The sequence below is a fragment of the Lyngbya sp. CCY1209 genome, from assembly GCF_035615495.1.
Taxonomy (GTDB): domain Bacteria; phylum Cyanobacteriota; class Cyanobacteriia; order Cyanobacteriales; family Microcoleaceae; genus Limnospira.
Genome location: NZ_JAJENU010000638.1, coordinates 1 through 26,027 on the forward strand (window position 1 = coordinate 1; position 26,027 = coordinate 26,027).

The 26,027-nt window shown below is 55.5% G+C and carries 24 protein-coding genes; 14 read left to right on the forward strand and 10 right to left on the reverse strand.

Features of this window, described 5'->3' with window-relative positions; all coding sequences use genetic code 11:
• Positions 1 to 252: 252 nt before the first annotated feature.
• Complete coding sequence (glgB, locus tag LKE08_RS24405; RefSeq protein ID WP_324706883.1) at positions 253 to 2,565, reverse strand: 1,4-alpha-glucan branching enzyme; 2,313 nt, start codon at positions 2,563 to 2,565, stop codon at positions 253 to 255.
• A 1,041-nt stretch (positions 2,566 to 3,606) separates the two neighbouring features.
• Here glgB and LKE08_RS24410 point away from each other — a divergent pair.
• Positions 3,607 to 4,188, forward strand: coding sequence for a hypothetical protein (locus tag LKE08_RS24410; RefSeq protein WP_324706884.1), 582 nt, complete (start codon positions 3,607 to 3,609; stop codon positions 4,186 to 4,188).
• 74 nt (positions 4,189 to 4,262) lie between these two features.
• Positions 4,263 to 6,113: a penicillin-binding protein 2 gene (locus tag LKE08_RS24415; RefSeq protein ID WP_324706885.1), complete on the forward strand. Its 1,851-nt coding sequence runs from the start codon at positions 4,263 to 4,265 to the stop codon at positions 6,111 to 6,113.
• A 43-nt stretch (positions 6,114 to 6,156) separates the two neighbouring features.
• Here LKE08_RS24415 and rnhA read toward each other — a convergent pair whose 3' ends face one another.
• The 4 genes from rnhA to LKE08_RS24435 all read right to left on the reverse strand — a co-directional run bounded on the left by rnhA (position 6,157) and on the right by LKE08_RS24435 (position 10,108).
• The gene (gene rnhA / locus LKE08_RS24420) at positions 6,157 to 6,666 is read right to left on the reverse strand and encodes a ribonuclease HI (RefSeq protein ID WP_324706886.1); all 510 of its coding nucleotides are present in this window, start codon (positions 6,664 to 6,666) and stop codon (positions 6,157 to 6,159) included.
• Positions 6,667 to 6,783: 117 nt separating this feature from the next.
• Positions 6,784 to 8,274, reverse strand: a complete 1,491-nt coding sequence (locus LKE08_RS24425; RefSeq protein ID WP_324706887.1) for a TldD/PmbA family protein — start codon at positions 8,272 to 8,274, stop codon at positions 6,784 to 6,786.
• A gap of 148 nt (positions 8,275 to 8,422) precedes the next feature.
• Complete coding sequence (locus LKE08_RS24430; protein WP_324706888.1) at positions 8,423 to 8,989, reverse strand: hypothetical protein; 567 nt, start codon at positions 8,987 to 8,989, stop codon at positions 8,423 to 8,425.
• A 198-nt stretch (positions 8,990 to 9,187) separates the two neighbouring features.
• The gene (locus LKE08_RS24435) at positions 9,188 to 10,108 is read right to left on the reverse strand and encodes an ABC transporter permease (RefSeq protein WP_324706889.1); all 921 of its coding nucleotides are present in this window, start codon (positions 10,106 to 10,108) and stop codon (positions 9,188 to 9,190) included.
• Between the two features lie 80 nt (positions 10,109 to 10,188).
• Here LKE08_RS24435 and LKE08_RS24440 point away from each other — a divergent pair, with 80 nt between their 5' ends.
• Positions 10,189 to 10,908 carry a Uma2 family endonuclease gene (locus tag LKE08_RS24440; RefSeq protein WP_324706890.1) on the forward strand — a complete coding sequence of 240 codons (720 nt, stop codon included), beginning with the start codon at positions 10,189 to 10,191 and terminating at the stop codon, positions 10,906 to 10,908.
• Between the two features lie 200 nt (positions 10,909 to 11,108).
• Here the strand turns inward: LKE08_RS24440 and LKE08_RS24445 are convergent, their stop codons facing one another.
• A complete protein-coding gene (locus LKE08_RS24445; RefSeq protein ID WP_324706891.1) occupies positions 11,109 to 12,107 on the reverse strand; it encodes a nucleoside hydrolase in 999 nt (332 codons plus the stop codon).
• A gap of 16 nt (positions 12,108 to 12,123) precedes the next feature.
• Positions 12,124 to 12,912, reverse strand: coding sequence for a hypothetical protein (locus LKE08_RS24450; RefSeq protein WP_324706892.1), 789 nt, complete (start codon positions 12,910 to 12,912; stop codon positions 12,124 to 12,126).
• Positions 12,913 to 13,109: 197 nt separating this feature from the next.
• Here LKE08_RS24450 and LKE08_RS24455 point away from each other — a divergent pair, with 197 nt between their 5' ends.
• Positions 13,110 to 13,244, forward strand: a complete 135-nt coding sequence (locus tag LKE08_RS24455) for a hypothetical protein (RefSeq protein ID WP_324706893.1) — start codon at positions 13,110 to 13,112, stop codon at positions 13,242 to 13,244.
• A 46-nt stretch (positions 13,245 to 13,290) separates the two neighbouring features.
• Here the strand turns inward: LKE08_RS24455 and LKE08_RS24460 are convergent, their stop codons facing one another.
• Positions 13,291 to 13,584, reverse strand: a complete 294-nt coding sequence (locus LKE08_RS24460) for a TIGR03792 family protein (RefSeq protein WP_324706894.1) — start codon at positions 13,582 to 13,584, stop codon at positions 13,291 to 13,293.
• Positions 13,585 to 13,708: 124 nt separating this feature from the next.
• On the reverse strand, positions 13,709 to 14,233 hold the full coding sequence (locus LKE08_RS24465) for a DUF937 domain-containing protein (RefSeq protein WP_324706895.1): 525 nt from the start codon (positions 14,231 to 14,233) through the stop codon (positions 13,709 to 13,711).
• A 235-nt stretch (positions 14,234 to 14,468) separates the two neighbouring features.
• Between LKE08_RS24465 and LKE08_RS24470 the strand changes: the two genes are divergently transcribed.
• The 9 genes from LKE08_RS24470 (at position 14,469) to LKE08_RS24510 (ending at position 23,429) form a co-directional block, all read left to right on the forward strand.
• The gene (locus LKE08_RS24470) at positions 14,469 to 15,521 is read left to right on the forward strand and encodes an anthranilate phosphoribosyltransferase family protein (RefSeq protein WP_324706896.1); all 1,053 of its coding nucleotides are present in this window, start codon (positions 14,469 to 14,471) and stop codon (positions 15,519 to 15,521) included.
• Between the two features lie 300 nt (positions 15,522 to 15,821).
• Positions 15,822 to 16,445, forward strand: coding sequence for an alpha/beta hydrolase (locus tag LKE08_RS24475; protein ID WP_324706897.1), 624 nt, complete (start codon positions 15,822 to 15,824; stop codon positions 16,443 to 16,445).
• Positions 16,446 to 16,521: 76 nt separating this feature from the next.
• Complete coding sequence (locus LKE08_RS24480; RefSeq protein ID WP_324706898.1) at positions 16,522 to 16,734, forward strand: DUF2555 domain-containing protein; 213 nt, start codon at positions 16,522 to 16,524, stop codon at positions 16,732 to 16,734.
• Positions 16,735 to 16,743: 9 nt separating this feature from the next.
• Positions 16,744 to 18,024, forward strand: coding sequence for a bifunctional phosphopantothenoylcysteine decarboxylase/phosphopantothenate--cysteine ligase CoaBC (coaBC, locus tag LKE08_RS24485; RefSeq protein WP_324706899.1), 1,281 nt, complete (start codon positions 16,744 to 16,746; stop codon positions 18,022 to 18,024).
• A 19-nt stretch (positions 18,025 to 18,043) separates the two neighbouring features.
• Positions 18,044 to 18,394: a VOC family protein gene (locus LKE08_RS24490; RefSeq protein WP_324706900.1), complete on the forward strand. Its 351-nt coding sequence runs from the start codon at positions 18,044 to 18,046 to the stop codon at positions 18,392 to 18,394.
• Positions 18,395 to 18,590: 196 nt separating this feature from the next.
• Positions 18,591 to 19,847 carry a rod shape-determining protein RodA gene (rodA, locus tag LKE08_RS24495; protein ID WP_324706901.1) on the forward strand — a complete coding sequence of 419 codons (1,257 nt, stop codon included), beginning with the start codon at positions 18,591 to 18,593 and terminating at the stop codon, positions 19,845 to 19,847.
• Between the two features lie 188 nt (positions 19,848 to 20,035).
• Positions 20,036 to 21,229, forward strand: a complete 1,194-nt coding sequence (gene hpsP, locus LKE08_RS24500) for a hormogonium polysaccharide biosynthesis glycosyltransferase HpsP (protein WP_324706902.1) — start codon at positions 20,036 to 20,038, stop codon at positions 21,227 to 21,229.
• Between the two features lie 698 nt (positions 21,230 to 21,927).
• Positions 21,928 to 22,872, forward strand: a complete 945-nt coding sequence (locus tag LKE08_RS24505) for a sigma-70 family RNA polymerase sigma factor (RefSeq protein ID WP_324706903.1) — start codon at positions 21,928 to 21,930, stop codon at positions 22,870 to 22,872.
• A 137-nt stretch (positions 22,873 to 23,009) separates the two neighbouring features.
• Entirely contained in the window at positions 23,010 to 23,429 is a 420-nt protein-coding gene (locus LKE08_RS24510) for a PEP-CTERM sorting domain-containing protein (protein WP_324706904.1), read from the forward strand.
• Between the two features lie 751 nt (positions 23,430 to 24,180).
• Here the strand turns inward: LKE08_RS24510 and LKE08_RS24515 are convergent.
• On the reverse strand, positions 24,181 to 24,693 hold the full coding sequence (locus LKE08_RS24515; RefSeq protein WP_324706905.1) for a transposase: 513 nt from the start codon (positions 24,691 to 24,693) through the stop codon (positions 24,181 to 24,183).
• Between the two features lie 585 nt (positions 24,694 to 25,278).
• On the opposite strand from LKE08_RS24515, the gene LKE08_RS24520 reads away from it, so the two are divergent.
• The gene (locus LKE08_RS24520; RefSeq protein ID WP_324706906.1) at positions 25,279 to 26,022 is read left to right on the forward strand and encodes a DUF502 domain-containing protein; all 744 of its coding nucleotides are present in this window, start codon (positions 25,279 to 25,281) and stop codon (positions 26,020 to 26,022) included.
• Positions 26,023 to 26,027 lie beyond the last annotated feature (5 nt).

Below are 26,027 nucleotides of genomic sequence, written 5' to 3' on the forward strand. Positions count from 1 at the left end.
TCTTGCTCTCTGCGAGACAGAGTAACAGGTTAGGGCTAGAAAGCCCCGTCGCTGTCTTCGCGGGGATTGGTTACCCTTCCCCCTTGCCAACACCCGACACCCCATCGGAGTCGGTCTGCTCCGAAACCCGGTCTGATCTCATGTCCGCTCAAATCGTTCGGATGCCAACGATTTCTAGAATTCGACCGTCAAAAATTGGTGCGATCGATGAGGGTCCGAACTTGACATGACATCAGACCGGCGGCGGTTTATTTAACTGTCCGCACCCTCCTCAGCTTCCACCTGCTGATAGGCTTCGGCCGTTTTCTCCCGGTCCAACTTGAGAATCAGTACCCCCAGGGGTGGCAGGCACAGATCGATGGAGTGCGGATAGTTGTGGAACCACCACTCGTCCGTCCACTTGCCACCCAAGTTCCCCATGTTGCTGCCGCCGTACTCCCCGGAGTCGCTGTTGAACAGCTCCGTATAAAACCCGGGTTCCGGAACCCCCACCCGGTAGTGGCTGTGGGGCTGGGGCGTGAAGTTGCACACCACCACCACAAATTCATCCGTATCCTTCGCACGGCGGATGAAAGAGACCACGCTGTGGCGGTTGTCGCTACAGTCGATCCACTGGAACCCTTCCTCGGAAAAATCATTTTCGTACAGAGTTGGCTCGTTGCGGTAGAGGGTGTTGAGATCCTGGAAAAAGCGCTTGATCCCCTGGTGCGGCGGAAATTGCAGCATTTCCCACTCCAGGGTACCCCAGGCGTTCCACTCCTTCCACTGGGCGAACTCCATGCCCATGAAAATGGTCTTTTTGCCGGGATGGGCGAACATATAGGTGAACAGTGCCCGCACGTTGGCAAATTTCTGCCAGTCATCCCCCGGCATTTTGCCCAGCATATTGCTCTTGCCGTGTACCACCTCGTCGTGGGACAGGGCCAACATGAAGTTTTCGCTGTGGTGATACCAGATGCTGAACGTGACGTTATTTTGGTGGAACTGGCGGAACCAGGGGTCCATGTGGAAGTAGTCCAACATATCGTGCATCCAACCCATGTTCCACTTCAGGTTGAAGCCCAAGCCACCCACATAGGTGGGCCAGGATACCATCGGCCAGGAGGTGGACTCCTCCGCGATGGAGAGGATGCCGGGGTAGTAGCTGAAAAGGACGTGGTTGGTTTGGCGGATGAAGTCGGCCCCCTCGATATTTTCGCAGCCGCCGTACTGGTTGGCGACCCACTCCCCGTCTTCCCGGCAGTAGTTAAGATAGAGGATGGAGGCTACCGCATCCACGCGGATGCCGTCGATGTGATACTTGTCGAACCAGAACAGGGCGTTGGAAACCAGGAAGTTGCGGACTTCATTGCGGGAGTAGTTGAAGACCAGGGTTCCCCAGCCCTTGTGTTCGCCCTTGCGGGGGTCGGCGTGTTCATAGAGGTGGGTGCCGTCGAAGAAGGCGAGGCCGTGGCCGTCTTTGGGGAAGTGGCCGGGAACCCAGTCCACGATGACACCGATGCCGTTGAGGTGGCACTGGTCCACGAAGTACATGAAATCTTCGGGGGTGCCGAAGCGGGAGGTGGGGGCGTAGTAGCCCGTCACCTGGTAGCCCCAGGAGCCATCGAAGGGGTGTTCGGCGACGGGGAGCAGTTCGATGTGGGTGAAGCCGAGTTCTTTGACGTAGGGGATGAGACGGTCGGCCAGTTCCCGGTAGGTGAGGAAGCGACTGCCCGGGTCGAGTTCTACCGCTTGGACGGCGGGTTCGACGGTGCCGTCGGGCAGTTGGTGGGGTTCGGAAAAGGGGGCGCGGTTCCAAGAACCCAGGTGGCACTCGTAGACGGAGATGGGGTGGAGGAGGGGGTCATTGTGGCGCCGTTGTTCCATCCAGTCCGCATCGTTCCAGGTGTAGGTGTCCAACTCGGCGACGATGGAGGCGGTTTTGGGGCGGACTTCCTGTTGGAAGCCGTAGGGGTCGGATTTTTCGTAGATGTGGCCGTCGAAGTTTTTGATCTCGTATTTGTAGGGTTCCCCGACCCCGACTTCGGGGATGAACAGTTCCCAGACGCCGTTGCCGAACTTCCGCATCTGGTGTTGGCGGCCGTCCCAGTGGTTGAAGTTCCCGAGAACGGAGACGTTGCGGGCGCTCGGGGCCCAGACGGCGAAGTAGACCCCATCGACGCCGTTGAGGTTCATGGTGTGGGCGCCGAGTTTCTCATAGATGCGGTGGTGGTTGCCTTCGCTGAACAGGTGGATGTCGAAGTCCGTCAGTTTGGGGGAGCGGAAGGCGTAGGGGTCGTAGGTGACGCGCTCGTGTTCCCCTTCCTTGTAGCGGAGTTGGTAGTTGCTCAGTTCCGGGATGTCGAGGATGCACTCGAAGAAGTGGGGGTTGTGAACCGAGTGCATGGGGTATTCTTTGCGATCTTCCGGCAAAATGACCCATGCCGCATCAGCGTTTGGGAGATAAGCTCGGAGAGCCCACACGGTCTGCCCATCTTTTTCAATTTGATGGGGGCCGAGAACTTCAAAGGGATCGTGGTGGTGGTTCCAAACGATTCGGTCGATCTGATCTAATGCGATGGTCATGGGTCTCAAACGCTCTACAACAAAGAGATTACTAAAGAACGAATGTTTGACACTCTCCGCCCTAAAGGGACGGGGATTCTTGGTTCAACCATCATCCTTAAATCACATCGGAAGGACTCGCCTAGAACCTCTCCCCAGACACCGCACCCATCGGCTAAATGGTCTGGTTTGAGCCGTGCGACCCAGCGGGATTGATGTCCCCAAGCGTAGTTTGAACTGTTTTGGCGTGCCCCGCCATACAGTGTCAGTCTTGAGTTTTGAGCTTTGCCGGTGTTTCGGTATCTTGTTAAGATCCGTGCGTTTTTCAAGAGGTTTCTCGCGCCTCGGCTAAACTCTAGCACAAAGTCGCCCGAGAAGGGCGACGCTTGAAACCCAGATTTTCGGTCAGAATAGTTATAGCTCTCGCCATGACGGTTAGGACATCCGAAAATCCCGAAACTTGCCAACGACGGGCAGTTAACCTTTGCTGATTGCTATCAATTCTGTGACGGTTCTTGGAGATGGCTCTCTCCCGGGCGCGATCCGCGCAGCGCATCTATCGGGTTTGCCACGGTTGAATGGGGCATCTCAGGTCGGGTAATTTAACACAAGTATACAAAGCCCGGTGAAAGTTGGGGCATTCTGAGGCGATCGATTTTGAGAGGGACTCGGGGCCAGAAGCGATCCGCGCAGCGCACCCATCGCGCACTGGGGCGGATGGGGTGGGGGTCGGGGAGCCATCCGATCTGTGGTAGAATCATGCCAACTCGACGAGTAAGGCAAGGGACGGACGAAGATCCTCCTCACCCAGAGGCACGACTTTTCGAGGGAGATCAAACACCCTGTCAATCCTTTGCAGTCGGTTCATCAACGTCGGACTCCAGGTCAAAGTTTCTCCAGATCGTCGCCCCAAACGGAAACGATTTCGGGGTGTTTTCGGGCTGAACTTCCCGATGCACGGTGAGAATGCCACCTGTCGCGAGGGTTGACAGTTTTTAATCAGACACCATCGCTTCGCCCTGGCAAGTGATGGAGCATTCAAGTTGAGTTGAGGTATGAGTGATGACGGTTGCCTTCAAGCCCCGCCGCCCCACCAAACGGGTCGAGGCGAATCCCTTCGTGCCGTCCCGGACACCGAGCAATGTCATTCCCTTCAGCCGCGCCCCCCAGAGGCCGATCGTCATCCCCGACCCCTACGGCCCCAGACCGCCCGTGACGACGGTCGAGGTGAGGCCGACGCGGGTGGAGGTGCTGCCGCCCCCCCGACCGGAGCGGCCCGGGTGGCTCAAATCCCTCTCGGCGCTGCACCGACTCTCCTCGGTGGTGACGGGCTTGCTGGTGGGTACGACCCTGACGTTTTACGGGATGACGGTTTACAGCGAATCTCGCTGGACGCGGGAATATCCACAGTTGGAACACCTGCGCCACCAAGAACAACAGCTTCGCACCGCCAAGGAAGTCCTCAAGCACACCATCGTGGAATCGGCCGAAGATCCGGAGGGGGGCTTGGCCGTCCCCGATCCCGATGATATGATTTACATTCGGCCGGCTCCCTTGCGCCCGGCGGTTTCGCCCGAACCCGCCGCGACTTTGAATCCCCTCTGGTCTCCGACCTCGGAGACGAACCGGCCGCTGGCCTATTGAGGGTTGCGCCCCGGAATGCCGGACGTGGGGGGCGATCGCATCAACTCGACCACTGACAGGGGGTGAAATAGCTCATGGCTTCTTCTAACTATTCGTCCGGTTCTCCGGGTCGGCGGCGCCACCGGAATCCCCGCCCGGTGGGGCAACTGCGCTCCGCTCCGATCCCCAAATTTGAGGTGCGACAACCGCCTCGACCCGAGCCCGCCACCTCTAAATGCATCCCCGTCCGCCTCTATTTGGTGTGGGCGGTGCTGTTGGCGGGGATATTGGGTCTGTGCGCCAATCTGTTTCGCCTGCAAATTGCCCGGGGGCCATTCCTCAAGGAACAGGCCGAATATCAGCAGCAGCAGCGATCGATGCCCTTCATCCCCCGCCGCCCCATCACCGATCGCAACGGCAATATTTTGGCGATCGACCGCCAAGTTTACACCCTCTACGCCCACCCGGTGCTGTTCAAAGATCCCCCGGAGGAGGTAGCCCGACAACTGGCCTCGGTGCTGGTTTTCGACGATCTCAGCAGCCCCAGCGCCGAAGACTTACTCGACCTGTTCGGCCTCGCCCAGAGCGGGATCAAGGTAGCCGATGCCCTGGCCGAAGAGGTGGGCGATCGCATCCTGGACCTGCGGCTCGACGGCCTGGAACTGATCCGCCGTCCCCACCGCCTCTACCCCCAAGAAGGTCTGGGTGCGGACGTGGTCGGCTACGTGGACGACGAGGGCAACGGCCAGGCCGGCGTCGAACACAGCCAGGAAAACCTACTCCGGCGCACCATGCCCTCCCTGCTGTTCCAGCGGGCCGTGAACGGAGCCTGGGTTCCGGCCAAGCTGGCCACGGGTTTCGTCCAGATGGACGACCTGGAACTGCGCCTGACCATCGATTCCCGCCTGCAGCGACTGGCCCGGAAAGCTCTCGCCGAACAGGTGCAAGCCTACAAGGCGGAGCGGGGGACCGCCATCGTCATGGACGCCCGGGACGGGTCCATCCTCACCCTCGTCAACGAACCGTCCTACAACCCGAATGAATACTTCAAATTCGACCCGGAATTGTTCAAGAATTGGGCCCTGACCGACCTTTACGAACCCGGTTCGACGTTCAAGCCGATCAACGTCGCCCTGGCCCTGGAAGCCGGCGCGATCGCCCCAGATACCTTCATCAACGACGAGGGCAGCATTCAGATGGGACCGTGGACGATCTCCAACGCGGATTTCAGCTCGGCCGGCGCCCGGGGGATGGTGTCGATCACCGATATCATCAAATATTCCAGCAACATCGGCATGGTCCGCATCATGCAGCGGATGGACCCCCAAGTCTACTACGAGGGGTTGCAGCGTCTCGGACTGGGCAAACCGCTGGACATCGACCTGCCCTTCGTGGCGACCGGAACTCTCAAAAGTTCCGAACAATTTGTCAACGTCCCCATCGAAGTGGCGACGAGTTCTTTCGGCCAGGGATTTTCAATTACCCCCCTGCAACTCGCCCAAATTAACGCCAGTTTGGCGAACGGGGGCAAGCTCGTCACGCCCCACGTCGTCGAAGGTTTGTTCAACAGCGAAGGACAGTTGTATTGGCAGATGTCCCGACCCGAACCGCAGCAGGTTTTTTCGCCACAAACCACCCAAACCGTCGTGGAAATGATGGAGACGGTCGTTGAAGGCGGAACCGGAAAAAATGCCCACATTCCCGGATATCGAATCGGCGGAAAAACCGGGACGGCGGAGAAAGCCAGTGCCAGCGGGGGTTACTATCGGGGCACCTACATCACCAGTTTCGTCGGGATCATCCCGGTTGATGCCCCCCGCTACGTGGTCGTGGCGGTGGTGGACGAACCGGAAGGGGGCAGCGGCGGCCTGGTGGCGGCACCTGTTGTCAAATCCATCATGGAGGGACTGATCACCCTCGAACACATCCCTCCGTCTCAAAAATAGGGAGTCGGGAGTCGGTATTAGGGAGTCGGGAAGATTTCACTTTTCACTTTTCACTTTTCATTTCTTGGGGTTCCGGCGGATTTTCATATCCGGGGTCGGGGGGGAGATTTTCTTCCCGGGAAGCGGCGACGGCGAGCCGATCGCACCGCTCGTTTTCTTCCACACCCGCGTGACCTTTCACCCACACAAATTGAACCTGGTGGCGATCGCACAAATCCAACAATTGCGCCCACAAATCCGGGTTTTTTGCCCACTCTTTCGGATTGCGTCGCCAGCCATTATTTCGCCACTTTTTTGCCCACCCTTTGGCGATGGCGTCCACCAAATATTTGGAATCCGTGTGCAACGTCACCGCACAGCGATATTTCAGGGCTTCCAAAGCGGCGATCGCGGCCATGATTTCCATCCGGTTATTCGTCGTCCGCCGGAACCCGCCACTCAATTCCCGCCGGTGCGGGCCGAACATCAAAACCGCCCCATATCCCCCCTTCCCCGGATTGCCACTACAGGCTCCATCCGTGTAAATCGTCACCTGCTTCAAGCCTGCATCCATTATCGGTTTCCCCGCTGTTGTGCCATCAGAGATGATATCAAAGGTTGGCGCCCCTACAGTGGAATTTCATTGTTTGTAGGGGCCTAGGGCCTAGGCTCTCCCACCGCCACATCTCCGTCAAGACGCGCCGCCAATGTGAATGTCGCGAACCCTGACGGGGACGCAGGCGTGGGTCATTTGGGCGAGTTGCATGGGTTCACCCTTGCCGCAGAAACTCGTCCCGTGCTGTTCCCATTCCGACTCGGGTCCGATCGCATCGACTTGATTCCAAAATTCGGTGGTCATGGCCTGGTAAGTCACATCCTTCAACATCCCCACAACTTTGCCGTTTTTGACCTGCCAAAACGCATCGCCGCCGAACTGGAAATTCCGCCGCTGTTGGTCGATGGAAAAACTGCCGATCCCGTCGATCAAAATCCCGTCTTCGGTGTCGGAAATCATCTCTTCCAAAGTAGCGGTGCGATCGCCGCCGTCGGGTCCAGGTTCCAAGCCCAAATTGGGAATCCGCACCATCGGGACACTAGACCAACTGTCGGCGTAGGCACAGCCGTTGCTGCTGCCCCGTCCAAGGCGGTGGGCGGTTTCGCGGTCGGTGAGATAATCGTTCAATATCCCGTCTTTGACGACGTACCATTCCTGGGCTCGAACCCCCTCGTCATCGTAGCCCATCGTACTCCGTCCGCCCGGTTGGGTGCGATCGCATTTGAAGTTCACCCAGGGGGCCGCATACTGCAATTTTTTCAGTTGGTCCGTGGTGGCGAAGCTGGTCCCGGCGAAGTTGGACTCGTAGCCGTAGACGCGATCAAGTTCCGTGGGGTGGCCAACGGATTCGTGGATGGTGAGGTAGAGGTGGGTGGGTTTGAGGATGAGGGTGGATTTGATGCCCGAGGGCCCCTTGGGCGCCTTCACCTTTTCGATCGCCTCGGAAGCCACGCGATCGACCTGAGACAGCAAATCGGCGGTGTCGATGTGTTCATACCCCAAATTCAGCGGAGGCCTCTCGTAGCCCCGATTTTGTGCGTCTCCGTCCGCGATCGCCGTGCACCCGTACCCGGCATAGCTGCGGTAAATGGTCTGTTCGATGTCGGAACCGACGGTGGAGGCGAAGCGTTTATTTTCCTGTTGAAATTGTAGGGAAGCGCTCGCTTTTTTGATGCCCTTTTCCCCGTGGGCCAGGAGTCTGTCCGTCAGCGTCAGCACCAAATCCGCCTTCTCTTCGATGGGGATGGAAAAGGGGTCGATTTGGACCGGGGTGATGTAGGTGTCCCGGTAGGCGTCCACGGGAACCAATTTCACCGGAACCCGCTGACAGAGGCGACTCCCCCGGGCGATGTCCACCGCCAACGCCACGACGCGGGCGACTTCCTCCGGGGTTTTGCGGTAGCTGGCGGCGAACCCCCAGGAACCGTTGAGGAGGACCCGCACCCCGAAACCGGAACTGACGTTATCGCTGAGGTTGCCCAAAGAGCGATCGCGGGCGGCGAGGGACTGTCGGCGGTAGGTACACAGGCGGATGTCTCCGTACTCGCATCCGGCCTTGCGGATCAGGTCAATGGCGAGGTTGACGAGTTCTGTCGGCGCCTGCTGGCGGATCGGTGCTTGTACCATTGGATTAATTATCGGTTGATTTCAGTCTCGGTATTTTGTATATCGTAATCGCTTTGGGAAATTCGGCAACATTTGAGACGGATGGGGGAAGAATTGGGGATGCGAGCCAGAAACCGGGTTTCTCAGCAGTCCCGATCGCTATTTGCAGTTACAAAAATTCAAAGGAGTCGAAAAAGCGATCGCTCTCCGTCGGAAATTTTTCCGGCTGTTCCGAACCGACTAAAATCATGTACAGGCGGGGTGCGGCCCAATACAGTCGCATTTTAAACATCCCTTCCGAACCCTCGACTTCGATCGCCCGCCCCGGGATGTCTCCCAGATAAATGTTATTTTCGGAGCGGATATTTTTCTCTTCCCAGTCTTCCAAAAAACCCGCGACCGACGCATCGAATAACTCGTCTATTTCCGTCGTACTCAATTCTCTCGGCAGTTCGCCCACGTCGTAATAAAAGACTCCATAGGCGATTGTTTCATCCTCCAACGAAATGAGATACTGGCGCATCTCGCCCCTCTGATTGGATTCCGCATCTTCCTCGGGGGTCCCGGGCATCATCACCGAGAAATTGCCGACTTCCGAGGTGAATTCCTGCCAGTCGCCGTCTTGGGTATTTTCCAATTGGGCGATCGCCGGGGGGATGTTGAAGCGATCGCCGGGAACCAGAGGAGTCAGCAAACCGACCGTCACGGCGAGGGTGAAAGCCCGAAAAATGAACATCAGTTATTTCTCCTGGGAATGGGTGTCTCCATTCTCTCATAATTTTTTTGATTTGGGCAAATATTGAGGCTTAAAATTTTGCGATCGCCATTTTTAACTCGAATAAAAATCCCCATAAAATAATTTAAAATGTCGGTCAATAAGTCCCGCAATTATTTCCCTCGAAAAGGGGATGATTGCGGTGGATATTTAATCATTTTAAAACGATTTGGAATGGGGGTCTAAAGCATCTCGCAAACCGTCTCCGATGTAGTTGATACTCAGAACCGTCAGAAAAATTGCAGCCCCCGGAAATATTACCATGTGGGGGGCGGTTTGAATGTAATTTTGGGCATCGTACAACATCCGCCCCCAGGTGGGAACGTCGGGGGGAAATCCCAGTCCCAAAAAGCTGAGAGTCGATTCGGTAATGATCGCCGTTCCGACGGCGAGGGTGGCGGCGACGATGATGGGGGTGAGGACGTTGGGGAGAATGTGAACCCAGATCAAACGCCTCGGTTTGGCCCCGATCGCCCGGGCTGCGGTGACGAAATCCATTTCGCGAACTGATAGAAAACTCGCCCGAACCAACCTCGCCACGGACATCCAATTGAGTCCCCCCACCACCAACACAATTAACAGGAAAATTCCCACTTCCCCCGACGCGATCGCCCGGGCGGATTCCCGAAATAAATAGATCACCAACAGCAAAACCGGCAGTTGCGGCAGGGATAAAAATAAATCCGTCATTCGCATCAGCAAACCGTCCGCAATTCCGCCGTAAAATCCCGCCATCGCGCCCACGGATGTCCCAAAACTAATCGCCACCAACATTGCCGCCACCCCCACCGCCAACGAAATGCGTCCGCCGATCAGGATGCGGGCGAGTTGATCCTGTCCCAAATCGTTGGTTCCGAAGGGGTGTTTCCAACTCGGGGGGGCGATAGAATTGCCGAAGTCGATCGCATCGGGGGAAGTGGTGTAAAAGAAGGGCGCGATCGCCACTGAAACGACGATAATCAGCAAGACAACGCTGCCGAAAACCGCCATTTTATCCCGGCGAAACCGCCGCCAGATATCCCCCAATAACGTGCGGTTTTGAGGGGAGCGATCGGTGGATTCGGAAACGGCATTTTTCATCCCAAAAGTTAATAAAATAGTCGTTTATTTGCAAATTATATTGTATAATCATTGGTGTCGATCGCATCTCGGAACCCGTCATGGTTTCTCAACTTTCATCCGACACCCAAACTCAGATCACTTATCCTGAACGAGATGGGAATCCCCTGTCAGACAATACCCTACAATTTCGCTGGATTACCGTCATCCAGTATAACTTAGACTGGCTGTTCGCCCCCGATCCCGAGGTATTTGTCGCCGGCGATCTGCTGTGGTATCCCGTCGAGGGGGACAACAAAACCCGCCAAGCCCCGGACGTGATGGTGGCGTTCGGGGTTCCCAAGGGGGAACGCGGATCGTATCAACAATGGAAAGAAGCAAATATCGCCCCCCAGGTGGTCTTTGAAATTCTTTCTCCAGGAAATACCCTCACCGAAATGAATAAAAAACAGGTTTTTTACGATCGCCACGGTGTCGAAGAATATTATCTCTTCGATCCGCAAAAAAACGACCTCAGCGGTTGGTTGCGATCGGGGGAACGCCTGGATGTCATTGACGACATGAATAATTGGGTGAGTCCCCGCCTGCAAATTCGCTTTAATTTGTCGGAGGATGAGTTAAAAATTTACGGCCCCGACAATCAACCCTTCGCCAGCTATATCGAAGTCAGACAACGACTCCAAGAAATGGAACAACAGTTGGAACAGACTTCAGAACAATTGAAACAAACCTCAGAACAGTTGGAAGAAGAACGGCGTCGGGCCGATCGCTTGGCGGAATTATTGCGGTCTGCAGGAATCGATCCGGATCGGGAAAATTGACAGCTTTCTCCCTCCTTATAGCCCTGTGAAATGATCAGTGAAAAATCAATCCGCTGAAAGCCCCCAGAATTGGGGGTTTGGGGGCGCGACCATTTACAAATGGTATCCGATGACTATATGAACGGGCAACCCTATAAGGTTGCCCCCACAAGCTGGGGGAAAGAGTAAAATTCTACTCCCGACTCCCGACTCCCGACTCCCTACTCCCTAGAATCAGAGCGGACGAGTTCTTTAAAATCTTCGATTAATATTGCAAAAAACATCTCCGGATCGACATCGGAGATCACCCAGGTGTTGGCATCAGGTTTGGCTGTGTGGGTGCGTTCAAACCAAGTCATGCCCCGGGTCGATTCCCCCTGAGTTTCCACCGTCACTCGGGCGCGATAAAACTTGAACAATTCGGGATAAAATAAATAGGCGACGGTGGCTGCATCGTGAACCAAAAAGCCCGGAATGCCACGGGTGCGGCGATTTTTTAGGCAGGTTTGGATCATGAAATCGATCAGGCCCAGCATAAACTTGACGATCGCACTATTTGGATTCACCTCAGCGATGCGATCGCCCACATTTCGGGTTAAAATTAAATGTTGGGTGACATCCAGCGAAATCATCACCAGATCCCCCCGACTCTCGAACACCGTCCGCGCCGCTTCGGGATTATAGGTGATGTTAAATTCGCCGTGGGGGGTGACATTTCCCCCCAAATTAAACGCCCCGCCCATGATGACAATTTCCCGCGCCAATTTGAGGATTCCCGGGCGCCGTCGTTCGGCCGCGGCCAAATTCGTCAGCGGCCCGATCGCCACAATTGTCACCGCCCCCGGATCGCGTTCCAAACACTCGATAATCAGGCGATCGGAACCCGGCGCCGCATCCCATTCGTGGGCAGGTGGCGGCAACGTTGCGGACAAATTTCCGATACCGTCGTCGCCGTGGATGTGGGCGGCATTTCCCACCCCAGAATTCTCCACCAAAACCCCCCGGCCGACGGGGATATTTTCCATTCCGCCCAACTGGAGAAGCTGACTGGCAGTGGTGAAAGTTCGCCCCGCTGCCACGTTGCCGTCCGCTGTCGCCACCGCCACCAACTCCGCGAATCCCTGGCGGATCAAACTCTGCAACCATAGCAGGGCAAAAACATCGTCCCCGCCCGGATCGGTATCCAACAAAATTTTACGGGGTGAAACTGGGGATATCATCGCGATCGCCTCCGGTTCAATTCTGTGGCTCTGACTGCGGTTTAGGAGGGCGTGGCAAAGAGGGTTTGACCCCGGTTTTCTGAAGTTCTTTGACCATCAAAATCAACCGTTTGATGTGGGGTTTGATCACCGTTTCATTCTCTTTGGAAATGCGGTCGAGTTCCGCCTGCAGGTGGCACAGATCCGCGATCGCCGCCGGAGAAACCGCCCCCGGTTCGCCCTCCCCATCCGTGATCGCCCGTTGCAATTCCGTTTGAGCCACCGCATTTTCTTTCAACTGGGCGATCGCATTTCGCAACTCATTCAAACTGTCTTGTAGCGGGATCAATTCCTGGCGAAACTGCCCCTCGATCTCGTCCAACGCCCGGGAAATTTGCTCCTGAAATGACATGACAGACTCCGTTAAAGCCGCCACCTGTTGAGATTGGCGGGCCGCCGCCAGTTCTCCTTCGCCGGGGGTTTGCAACTGTTCCCGTAGCGTCTGCATCTCTCCCCGCAGTTGTTTCCGCACCCCCACAATCGCCTGCACCGCCTTCTGTTCCAACTGTTCCACCGACTCCCGCATCTCGACGACTTCGGCTTGAGTCCGGACTGCCTCCTGTTCGTGCCGATATCGGTTAGCCACATTCAAAGACAGGGCCACCGTCAGCGGTGCCACGCCGTAGAATGCCTGGTTGGACAGGGCCACGACAATCGAGCCGATCGCGGAACTGGCCAAAGAAATATACTCAGCCCACTCTAACCAGTGTCGCCGGGGTAAATCTGGCATCAGGGCACGAGACTCGGAGCCGTTGGACTTGGGCATGGCGGTACTCGAAATAGAGTTCAGTGTAGATCGATCCGGGTGGGAAATGGGGGAAAACATAGCCATTGGTCTGTCAAAATGAGAATTTAACGGGGCGATGATGCAAAAAAATAATTGTGTTACAATCCTAGTTTAGTCCGATCGGCGGTCCGGATCGCCCCCGTCTCTCAACTTCCCACCTCGAACCGCCCTATTTTATGGAACCGAACGACAAGCCCGGTTTTGAAAAAATTCGCCCCATTCTCAGCATCGCCACCTTCATCATCTTGGCGATCGGGGTGGGATTTCTCAGCATCAACCTGATTGTCGCCCTGATCGACAAGTTCGGCTAGAGACTTAAAAGACCGGGGCGAATCGCCTTCGTCCCCATCGGAAAACTCAATGCAGGAACTTGCGAACCTGATATTCGCCGCTGTTGACGATCGGCATTTTCAGGTCGCCCATTTGGCGATCGAGTCGATCTAACTCGCTTTGGGGGATGGACTTCCACTGTTCCCGGGTTTCCCAGCGGATCACTGCAATCACCTCCTCCTTCTCCGGATCGACCCAAATTTCTTTGCCGACAAAGCCGGGAAACTGTTTGAGTCCCTCCGTCCAGACTTCCTCATCCCGCCGGATGAACGCCTCCCACTCGTCGGGAGGCACTTTGAACTGTAGCCACTCGACGACCATATCTCATTCTCCACTCCGGGCCAAGGAGGGTGAGCGAGTTAAAAGAAACACTCGACTCCCCACTCCCATTCCCTACACCCTACACCCTACACCCTACACCCGGCGCACAGCGCACAGCGCTATATTAGCGGTTCAAAAACTTGCTGGCCATTTTTAGGGTATCCGCCATATCCACATCGCCGTCCCCATCCGCGTCCAAGAAGCCGCTCAAAACCGGATTTTGAGCCTGTCGGGGGTTTTGGGTGTTCGTCCCGGTTTGCAGGAAATTCAGGATCATCGGCACCACCATCGGAAGCAAACTTTGGATGGTTTGGGAGTCGAGCCCCGTCCGCTGGCAGACGGTTTCGATCAGTTGATTTTGTTGTTGCGGGGAAAATAAACCTTGGACGGCTACGGGGTCGGGGTTGGTGCCACCGTGTTCGTTCACGAAGGTTTGCACCGATTCGTCCCCCTCCTGGCTGCGTTTTTCCTGCAAAGCCGATCGCACATAGCCCCCCGCCACGGACATCAGAGTTTGGGTGGTTTCCGGGGACGCCCCCAACTGGGTGCTCAATTGTTGGGCGGTGTTTATCAGGTTGCCGAGTTGACCCGCATTCGCCTGGGCTTGGGGGTCGTTGAGGGCGCCGACGATTTGATCGAAGAGTCCCATAGTTGTTGCTCCTGGAATTTCAGAAATTTCCTCTCAGTGTACCCGGACGGGGGCGATCTTGGATGGAGGGGGGGCGATCGCACTTTTTCAATCCCCAGGACGCGAAAATCCGCCCGCAACCCCCAACTCGACCGAATTTGATCCGTCCCCCATCAAGATGTGTTGATTTACAAACCCGGCCCGGGTGGCTTTGGGCTTAAAATTTGGGGAAGTCTCACCATTCCCCGTTGAGTTTATGAGCGATCGATTTAGAACGTTATTGAAAAAAGTGGGCAGCGGAACCCACACCAACCAACTCCTGAGTCGCGAGGAGGCGGCGGACGCCCTGCGGATGATGCTGCACCGGGAGGCCACCCCCGTCCAGGTCGGCGCCTTCCTGATTGCCCACCGCATCCGCCGGCCCACGGGGGAAGAGTTGGCGGGAATGTTGGACGTTTACGACGAGTTGGGACCCCACCTGACCGGGGCGAACCGCCCCCCCGTGGTGCTCTCTCACCCCTACGACGGCCGATCGCGCACGGCCCCCGTTACAATCCTGACAGCCCTGATCCTCACCGCCTCCGGGGTTCCGGCCATCCTCCACGGGGGCGATCGGATGCCGACGAAGGAGGGCATTTCCCTCGCCGAAATTTGGCGGGGGTTGGGCGTCGAGTGGCGGGGCGTCAGCTTGCAAAGAACCCAGGATATTTTCGAGAAAACGGGTTTGGGATTCGTTTACCTCCCTGCCCATTTTCCGGAGGCGATGACTCTGGTCGAACCCCGCCGGGACATCGGCAAGCGCCCCCCCATCGCCACGTTGGAGTTGATGTGGTCCCCCTATGCGGGGGATGCCCTGATCGCCTGCGGCTACGTCCACCCCCCCACGGAGGGCCTGTTCCGCACCGCCCTTGGCTATCGAAATCAGATCCGGTTTATGACGGTGAAGGGACTCGAAGGCAGTTGCGATTTGCCTCGCGATCGCACTTGCATTATCGGCGTCAACCACCCCGACGGCGAGTTTGAACGCCTGCTGTTGCACCCGAGCGATTACGGCTGCAACGGCAAAGAAGTGCCGTTTAATTCGACGGAGGAATTGGTCGGCCAAACCCAAGCCGTTTTGGCGGGGGAACCGGGAGAATTGATGCCGGCGGCGGTTTGGAACGGCGGTTTTTATCTGTGGCGGTCTGGCGTTGCGGAGAGTCTGGAAGCGGGGATTTCTGAGGCGAAAAGATTGTTGGCGGAAGGACACGTTTCCCGCCAGTTTGACGCGATCGCGGCGGCCGTGGGGGCGATCGCAACTTCCCCCTGATGGCGGGGGCGCAAGACCCCGCGCCCCCACAATTGATTTTTTTTAATTTTTTAAATTTTTGTGAATTTTTCGGCGAAAAGGGGTTGACAGGAAGGGGCGACGGCTGATAAGATTTTGGAATATCATCCTTCATAATGGGAGTGGTTGCAAAAATAAAAATTTACCAAATATTCCCATTATATAAAAAAGATAGCACAAGTCAAGTCAAAAATCAAGCCCCCCGCAAAATTTAGTCGCCGCCGCACCTCAAAAAAAATTAAAAAATTATAATTATCAATTGTCAATGATCAATTATCAATTATGACCCTGCATTCATACACCGTCGAACCGAAAAGCGGGGAAGCGCCCGAGGGTTTGCTGATCTTCCTGCACGGCTGGGGCGCCAACTGCGAAGATCTGACCTTTCTGGCGCCGATGTTGAAACGGCCGAACTACTGGTACGAATTTCCCGAAGCGCCCTTTCCCCACCCCCAAGTCCCCGGCGGGCGGGCGTGGTACGCCCTAGAAACGCCGGACTACCGGGGAATTGCGGAAAGTCGGGAACAACTGACCGAGTGGTTGGGGTCCCTGGAAGAACGCACCGGGGTGCCGCCAAGCCGCACCATTTTGGGGGGATTTTCCCAGGGGGGGGCGATGGTGCTCGACGTGGGGCGGACGATGCCCTTCGCGGGTCTGGTTGTGTTGAGCGGTTATCTGCACTTCCGGCCCGAACCCCAAGAGACACCCCCGCCGCCGATTTTGATGGCCCACGGAAAACGGGATATGGTCGTCCCCCTGGAAGCCTCCCACCAGGCGCGGGACGCTTTCCAAAATTTGGGCGCGGCGGTGCAGTATCACGAATACAATATGGGTCACGAAATTTGCCCGGAGGCTCTGGAGCGAATACAAAGTTTTGTTGTGGAGATTCTGTCGAAGAGTGATTGACCCCTTAGTATAGGAGGGGGAGTCGCCCGAAACCCGACGGCTCGATGCAAATGCAACTGCACTGGAGGTATTCAAGATGGAAATGTTAACCCGATCCTCACCCCAGATTTCCACACTCACGGCAGATGACGTGGCAGAGTTAGCCTCCCGTTTGGAGGGAGATAATTACAGCAATGCCTTCGAGGGGTTGCAGGACTGGCATTTGCTCAGAGCGATCGCCTTTCAGCGTCCGGAGTTGGTGGAACCTTACATACACCTGTTAGATCTCGAAGCCTTTGACGAAGCGTAAGATCAAAGGATGAGACGAATCAACCCTTGTGCGCTGCAACGGCGCATTTTGATCGGGGTCGGTGGTGGAATTTCCGCTTACAAAGTCTGCGAAGTGGTTTCCACCCTGGCCAAATTGGGAGCCGAAGTCCGGATTGTCGTCACGGACTCGGCTCAACAATTTATCACACCCCTGACGTTGGCGACATTATCCCGCCACCGGGCCTACAGCGATCGCGACTTTTGGGAACCCACCCACGGCCGACCCCTGCACATCCAGTTAGGGGAGTGGGCCGAACTGTTCGTCATCGCGCCGCTGACGGCCAACACCCTGGCGAAACTGGCGGCGGGGATGGCGGATAATTTATTGACCAACACGGTGCTCGCCTCCACCTGTCCCCTGCTGCTGGTTCCGGCGATGAACCGGGAAATGTGGAAGCAGCGGGCCGTACAGCGCAACTGGCAGCAAATTTTGAGCGATCGCCGCGTCCATAGTATTACCCCGGTGGCGGGCGTCCTCGCCTGTGACCTGCCGGAGGTGGCGGACCCGCAAGAAATGTCCGCGTTCGGGGCGGGGCGGATGGCTGAACCCGAGCAAATTGTAGCCCACATCAATTCCCTGCTGCACACCAATGGAAAGCGGGATCTGGCGACCAAACAGGTGCTCGTTTCGGCGGGGGGGACCCGGGAGCACTTCGACCCGGTGCGGTTTATCGGCAACCCCGCCACGGGAAAAATGGGGATCGCGATCGCCCGAGCCGCCGTCCACCGGGGAGCCCAGGTGACGCTGGTGCACGGCCCGATGGACGTGGAGGCGCTGAGTTCCCTGCCGGAGGTGAAATTGGTGGGGGTGACGGACGCCGGACAGATGTACGAGGCGCTGTCGGAGGCCTTTCCCACGGCCGACATCACGATCATGGCCGCGGCGGTGGCCGACGTGCGGCCGGCCACTTTCCACCCGGAAAAATTGCCGAAGCGATCGCTCCCCGAACAACTGAAATTGGAACCGGTGACCGATATTATCAGCGAATTGGCACAGCGGAAGCGGGCGAATCAACAATTGATCGGATTTGCGGCCCAGACGGGGGATATCTTGCATCCGGCCGAGGAGAAATTGCGGCGGAAAAACTTGGATGCGATCGTCGCCAACCCCATCGACAAAGCGGATGCCGGTTTCGGCAGCGACACCAACCAGGCGATTTTACTCGACTCCACCGGGCGAAAACTCGATATCGTCGGATGCAGCAAGTTGCAACTCGCCCACTACCTGTTAGATTTTATTCAGGATAGTCCCGAACGGGGCTGGGCTTGATAGAGAGAAGGAATTGAAAATGAAGTTGAAGCGACTCGGGCACGTCGCCATCTGCGTCCAAGACATCGAGGCGGCCGCGAAATTTTACAAAAATCTCGGGATGAAGTTGGTTTGGAAAGATACCGACTGGGCCTATTTGAAAGCCGGGTCCGACGGACTGGCCCTGCTGAGTCCCGGTTACGACCAGGCCGGACCCCACTTCGGGTTTATCTTCGACGATCGCGCTGAAATGGAGGCGGCTTACCGGGAATTGAAAGAACGGGGGGTACAGGTGAGTTCGATCCACGACCACCGGGACGGGACGGCCTCCTTCTACGGCCGCGACCCCGACGGCAACGCCTTTGAATACCTGTACGAACCCGCGAATTAGGGTGTGGGGTGTGGGGTGTGGGGTGTGGGGACAATTGATAATTATAGCAGTGCGCGCTGGCGTGTTTACAGTTCCCTCCAGGGGGACAAACCTCGAAACCCTTATCCCAAGGGAATTTCCTATCCCTACACCCTACACCCTACACCCTACACCCTCTTCTAGCAGCGCTATATCAATTATCAATTATCAAAATTGTATGTTTCAAAGAGTACGATTGGGAAGTTATCGGCGATCGCCCCTGCAAGCCTGGGCCGAAGTGGACTGGTGGCTGTTATTCACCTGCGTCGGCCTGACCGTACTGGGGGGCATCATGATCCGCAGCGTGGAACTCAACCAAGGCTTGACTGACTGGTGGCAACACTGGGTCACGGGGGGCGTGGGGTTGGTGTTGGCCTTTGCGATCGCCCGCAGCAACTACGAAAAATTGTTGGCGTGGAAGTGGGTCATCTACATCGGTGTCATCCTGCCGCTGATCGCCGTGCAGTTCATCGGCACTACCGCCCTGGGGGCGCAGCGCTGGATCAACATCGGCGGCTTCCACGTCCAGCCCTCGGAGTTCGCGAAGGTGGGAATTATCGTCGTGTTGGCGGCCCTCCTCAACAACCTGAAAACCCCCGCCATCCCCGACATGGTGAAAATGCTGCTGATCGCCGCCGTACCTTGGGGCTTGGTGTTTATCGAACCCAACCTGGGGACGTCCCTGATCTTCGGCGCCATCACCTTCGGGATGCTGTACTGGGGCGACGTGCATCCGGGTTGGCTGCTGCTGCTGATTTCTCCGATTTTCGCGGCCATTTTCGCCAACGTCTACGAACCCGCCTGGATTGTCTGGGCCGTGTCGATGGGGTTCGTGGGGTGGTGGAGTCTGCCCTGGCGGTGGCTGACCGGCCCGATGGCCCTCGGGGTGAATTTGGGAGCCGGGAAAGTGGGACATATGTTCTGGGACCTGCTGCAAGACTATCAAAAGCAGCGGTTGATCGGATTTTTAAACCCCGAAAATGACCCGCAGGGGGCGGGATACCACCTGATCCAATCCCGGATCGCCATCGGGTCCGGACAGTTGTACGGCCGGGGACTGTATCAGGGGACTCAAACCCAGCTCAATTTTATTCCCGAACAGCACACGGACTTTATCTTTTCGGCGATCGGGGAAGAATTGGGCTTTATCGGTTGTATCATCGTGTTGGTGGCATTTTGGTTCATCTGCCTGCGACTGGTGACGATCGCCCAGACTGCCCGAGACAGTTTCGGCTCGCTGATCGCCATCGGGGTGCTCTCGATGCTGATCTTTCAGGTATTCGTCAACATCGGCATGAATATCGGACTGGCCCCGGTGACGGGCATTCCCCTCCCCTTCCTCAGTTACGGGCGATCGGCGCTGTTGAGCAATTTTATCGCGATCGGTTTGGTGGAGTCCGTCGCCAACTTCCGGCAGCGACGCCGATTTTTTTAGGGAGTCGGGAATCGGGAGTCGGGAGTCGGGTGTAGGGTGTAGGGTGTAGGGGGTAGGGGGTAGGGAGAAAAGAGAAGAGGGAAAATTCTCATTTCTAATTCCGATACCTCCGCACTTCTCCTCCAACGGGAAATCTGAAATTAGGGCGCAAGCCTTGCGCCCCTACAATCTAAAATCTAAAATTCTCCATGCGGATCTTACAGATCGTTCCCTCCATTTCCCTCGTCTACGGCGGCCCGAGCCAAATGGTGCGGAGTCTCTCCAAAGCCTTGGCCGATCGGGGGGTTGACCTGACCGTTGTTACCACCGACTCCAACGGCGACAGCGGCCAGCCGCCCCTCGACGTACCCCTCGATCGCCCCGTCCCCCAAGATGGCTACCAAGTCCGCTATTTTCGCTGCTCCCCCTTCCGGCGTTACAAGTTTTCCCCGAAACTGCTGGGGTGGCTGTGGCAAAATGCCGGAGAATTCGACCTAGCCCACATTCACGCCCTCTTTTCTCCCCTGAGTACGGCGACGGCGACGGTGGCCCGGACGCGACAATTACCCTACATTCTGCGCCCTTTAGGAACCCTCGATCCCGCCGATCTCCGCAAGAAAAAGCGACTCAAACAGGTATATGTGAAGTTATTGGAAGGGGCGAACATTGCGGGGGCGGCGGCGTTGCATTTCACCAGCGAACGGGAAGCCGAAATTTCGGAGCGGTTCGGGGCGGAGACGCGGGATCTGGTGATTCCCCTCGGGGTCGAGTCGCCGGAACCGGTGGCGGATGTCGGGGATTATCTGAATCAATTGCAGGTGAAGGGGGATGAAACCGAGCCACTGATTTTGTTTTTGTCCCGTGTCGAACCCAAAAAGGGGTTGGAATTGTTGATTCCGGCGTTGGAGAAGATTTGGGACGGGGGGGGACGGTTCCGGTTCGTGCTGGCGGGGGCGAATCCCCAAGATCCGGACTACGATCGCCAGATTCGGGAGCGGATCGCGCGATCGCCCCTCGCCGGACAGACGACGCTGACCGGGTTCGTGACGGGAAAGGCAAAAACGGCCCTGTTGCAGGTGGCGGACCTGTTTGTGTTGCCCTCCTACTACGAAAATTTCGGCATCGCGGTGGCGGAGGCGATGGTGGCGGGGACGGCGGTGGCGATTTCCAACGGCGTCCACATTTGGCCGCAGGTGGAACAGGCAGGAGGGGGATGGGTGAGCAATTGTGAGATCGACGAAATTGCGACAATGATTCAGACGGCACTCGGCGATCGCGACGAGTTGCGGCGGCGGGGGGCTCTCGCCCGCGATTACGCTCTGGAACATTACAGTTGGGGTGCGATCGCCGAGCAGATGATTGGGGCTTATGAAGACATTCTCCGCTACCGTCAGCGTCAATAATAATGGCGAAATTGCTAATATCACTTGCCGCCGTCAGGTCGGCAATTTCAGCCTCGGGAAACATGGAAATCAACAGAGTCATGTCCTGCGACTAAGTTTGTCGGCGGTGCGTTGCGGCTAGGTCAACATTTATCGTGAAAACCCATGATTTATCGAAGCCGCAACACACCCTACCGGGGGCGACACCATCATAGGTAGGGTGTGTTATAGCAATCGGAAACCATTTGTAAAATTGTCTTGCCCCCAAACCCCCAATACTGGGGGCTTTGAGTCGATCGATTTTTCACGAATCATTTCACACTGCTATATGCGACCAGAAAATGCGAATGGTTACAAATCAATGGTATTTCCGCATAACGCACCGTCCACGGAACCCCGAATTCAATTTTCGGTTAAATTCACATATTTATTGATGAGGTTTGTTGGTGAGGGTGGTGCGTTGCGGCAAGGTCAATATTTATCGTCAAAACCCATGATTTATCGATGCCTAAACACACCCGACCGGCGGCGACACCATAATAGGTAGGGTGTGTTATGCGGTCAGAAAATGCGAAGGGTGACAAATCAATGATATTTCCGCATAACGCACCATCCACGGAACCCCGAATTCAATTTTGGGTTAAATTCACATATTTATTCATGGGGTTTGTTGGTGGGGGTGGTGCGTTGCGGCAAGGTCAATATTTATCGTCAAAACTATGCTTAGGGCTAGGGAGGGTTGGCGAACCAGCAGCAAACCTATTGATAATGTGAAGGCGTGGTTGGTCAGATTGGTGAATAATCTTTGCACGAACCTGCTTAAAAAGCGCGATCGCCTATTTTCCTGTGACGTTGAGGACGAGCTATGGGTTAGCCAGGAAGAAGAACCAGATCTTGCCGCTATGCGGCAAGATCTCGAATTATTTTTTGAGGGAGAAATAAATAATTTATCTCCCAAGTTGCGGGAGACTTTTTTTCTCTACTGGAAGGAGGAGCTGTCTTACAAGGAGATAGCGGAACGGTTGGCGATTTCTCAGGGGACTGCCCGCAAGCGGGTTTCTAATGCCAGGGCCATTTTGCGAGAGCGATGGAATGAGTATGAGGGAGTGACAGAGGACTCTGGTTCTTCGTTGGCAACGGATGTGGAAGAGACGAGTGCGGATGAGTTGTCGGTGGGGGAACCGGCCTCTGGTAGGTTGGATGAAGCGAAACGGAACCCAACAAGGCTTAATCCAGCAGAACTGAGGCCAAAAGAGGAACTCCAACGGTCATTTCTGTCGTTGCCGAGGGGAGAGCAATCTCAAAGTTCCAAATTTGGTTCCTTGTGCGTAAGTCCCGAACCCTGGCTCAAATCTAAATTGCGATCGAGTAAGTTGGCCTTGATTCTTCGACCCCAGGCAGTCGGGGCTATCTTTGCCAATGCAAGGTTATCGCTTCGGATTAAGAATAGATTTGAATTGCCCGGGAGATGGGTCTGGTGCTATTTTGCGTCAGGCCAGATTGGACGCGGGAAAAAAAGGTTAATCGGCAAGGGGCGATCGGTATTTGGTGGAACCCAGCTTCTTTCTTTGCCTTTCAGGGGGCCTTGGGTTCCGGTTCCCAGCAGCTTACCTACGGAAAAAATGACCCTGTTATCGGGAAAATGGCCCTGTCGTCCTCCTTAAGAAAGAAATTTTCTCTATTTTGAGGCAGAAAAGTTCACAAACTGCCACCCAAAACTGTCTTATTAAATAGAAGGAGCGATGAAGTCAATCCTACTTTTTTGTTGAATTGTTCAAAATTGTTGATGAGGTCAGAAATAATGTTGGTTAAGACTGCTCAAAAATTGTGTGCGGCTTTGACTTTGGGAATGACAATGGCGATCGCCTCTCAACCCTCTGCTCTGGCTTTCGGCTCCTATGAGGAATGCAGAAATGTTTTTGGCCCTATTCCCTTTTGCTTAAATTTTCTTGATTTCGACGAATCTTCAGACAACTCTGCGGACAGTTCCACAGGGGACGAGTCAGGGCAGTCCATCAGCGCAGAGGGGTCAGATGAAATTTCTGAATCTCCAGACAACTCCGCGAACAGTCCCACAGGAGACGAGCTAGGGCAGTCCATCAGCGGAGTGGGGTCAGGAGATGGGGCGGAGATGGTCTCTGTCCCAGAGCCTAGCCTAATACTAGGTTTGATTACACTGGGCGGTTTTATGCTGGGAAGCAGAAAAAAGGCAAAAGCCTAACTGTTTGAACGCCCACCTTGTCACAACCCAAATGAGTAGGGAAGTTAGGTAGGGTGCGTTACGGCGACAATAAACATTCGTGCGCCACGAGAAAATGGAAATCGCCGTAACGCACCACCTCAACATTTCCACCATTACGGTCATTTATAAAATCATCATCACATCATCCCAATTTCACAAACACCCAGAAATAATATGTTTTTCTGGGTCGGTTTTGTCTGTGTAAAACCAATATTTATTAATGGAATTTTTCGGTGGGGGTGGTGCCCTGCGGCGATGTCAATATTTGCGTCAAAACCCATCATTTATCCCCGCCGTAACACACCCTACCGGGGGCGATACCATCATAGGTAGGGTGTGTTATGCGGTCAGAAAATGCGAAGGGTGACAAATCAATTATATTTCCGCATAACGCACCATTCCAAATCGCGCGATCCCATCATAGGTAGGGTGTGTTATGCGGTCAGAAAATGTGAATGGTGACAAATCAATGATATTTCCGCATAACGCACCATCCACGGAACCCCGAATTCAATTTTGGGTTGAATTCACATATTTATTTATGGGGTTTTTTGGTGGGGGTGGTGCGTTGCGGCTAGGTTAATATTTGTCGTAAAAACCCATGATTTATCGATGCCGCAACACACCCTACCGGGGGCGACACCATCCACAGTGGGGGTGGTGCGTTGCGGCTAGGTCAATATTTTCGTGAAAACCGATGATTTATCGATGCCGCAACACACCCTACCTGCTACCTGCCCCAATTGGGGGGATAAATGCCTTGTTGAATAAACCGATGAACGCTCGACCACGGCCAATCTGTTGGTGATTTACATAACCCATGTTTCACCGGGTTAATATGAATATAATCACAATAGGCGGCAAATTCTTGTTCGTCCCGTACCCGATGTTCCCAAAACCGCCGTTGCCATAAATTCCGTTCCCGACGGGCTTTTCGCGATGCGGTTATTGTTGCCTCCAAATTCAAGCGATCGCCGATCGCTCTGGTTACATGGCTTTTGACCAAACGCATTCGGGTTGAAAAATCCCCGTCGTTTTCTGGTAGCGTCCACAAACAATGAAAATGGTCGGGTAGTAAGACAAAAGCATCGATTTGAAACGGACGTTTACGGCGAACTGTTGCGATCGCCTGTCGCAACGCTACCCTCGCAATATCGTCGCACAGCCAAGGCTGGCGATCGCACGTCACCTGTGTAAAAAAATAGGTTGCCCCCTGCCAATATTCTCGCCGATATTCTGCCATTGTAATCAGTCGAAACTTGCGATAATATTATTATGATAGGTAGGGTGTGTTACGGCGACAATAAACCTTCGTGCGCCACCAGAAAATAACAATCGCCGTCAACACCGCCCCCACATTTCCACCATCACGACCGTTTCTGATATCATCATCGCACCATCCACAGTTGGCGGTGCGTTGCGGCTAGGTCAACATTTATCGTGAAAACCCATGATTTATCGAAGCCGCAACACACCCGACCGGGGGCGACACCATCATAGGTAGTGGACCGACACACCTTAAACGGTGGGTTACGGCGGATTGCTAGATTGCCATCACAGCCTGGGTTTGAGTCGCCTAACCCACCCTACTGGACTGACACAGCTCAAATTGTGCTTGAGCGTAGCGGCTCGGTTGCGATCGCCGGAAGCCGAGTTTGGTGGTTCACAGGCTCCTCAAAGTCGGAGTTTGAGGTATTCTAGTCATTATCGCCTTGCAACATTTCTTTACGTTCGTTCAGAATAGGATGGGGAGAACGAACCCGAGTTCCCCGGAAGCTCCCGATCCGTGGAGTCAACCCGTCGTCTTAATGAGGAGAGTGGACACCCCGTGTTTCAAAACCTGAAGCAGGATTTAAAAAACGATCTGATCGCCGGTCTGCTGGTGGTGATACCCCTGGCCACCACGATCTGGTTGAGCATCACCGTCGCCAGTGCGGTGATCGAATTTTTGACCCGCATCCCCAAACAACTCAACCCCTTCGACGGGTTGCACCCCATCCTCGTCAACCTGCTCAACGTGTTGGTCGGGTTGGCCGTCCCCCTGCTGGGCATCCTGTTCATCGGCTTGATGGCCCGAAATATCGCCGGCCAGTGGTTGCTCAACCTCAGCGAACAGATTTTGCAGGGGATTCCCTTCGCCGGGTCGGTGTACAAAACCCTCAAACAGCTCCTCGAAACCCTGCTGCGGGACTCCAACGACAAATTTCGGCGGGTGGTTCTGATAGAATATCCGAGGCGGGGCGTGTGGTCCCTGGCATTCGTGACCGGGGCGGCGGACAGTTCCATCCAATCCCACCTTCCGGAAGACACGATCGGGGTTTTCGTGCCCACCACCCCCAACCCCACCAGCGGTTGGTACGCGATCGTCCCCCGCCACGAAGCGATCGACCTGTCCATCTCCGTCGAAGAAGCGTTCAAAATTATCGTCTCCGGCGGTATCGTCAATGCGTCCACCCCCCTGAAACCCGGCACCGCCCCGTCCATCGAAACTCCCCTCGATGCGGTGTTCTCCGAGGAAAACCGGGAACAAACCGTCGCCCGAGAAGAACAAGAATTGAGCGTCCGAGATTAGCCTTT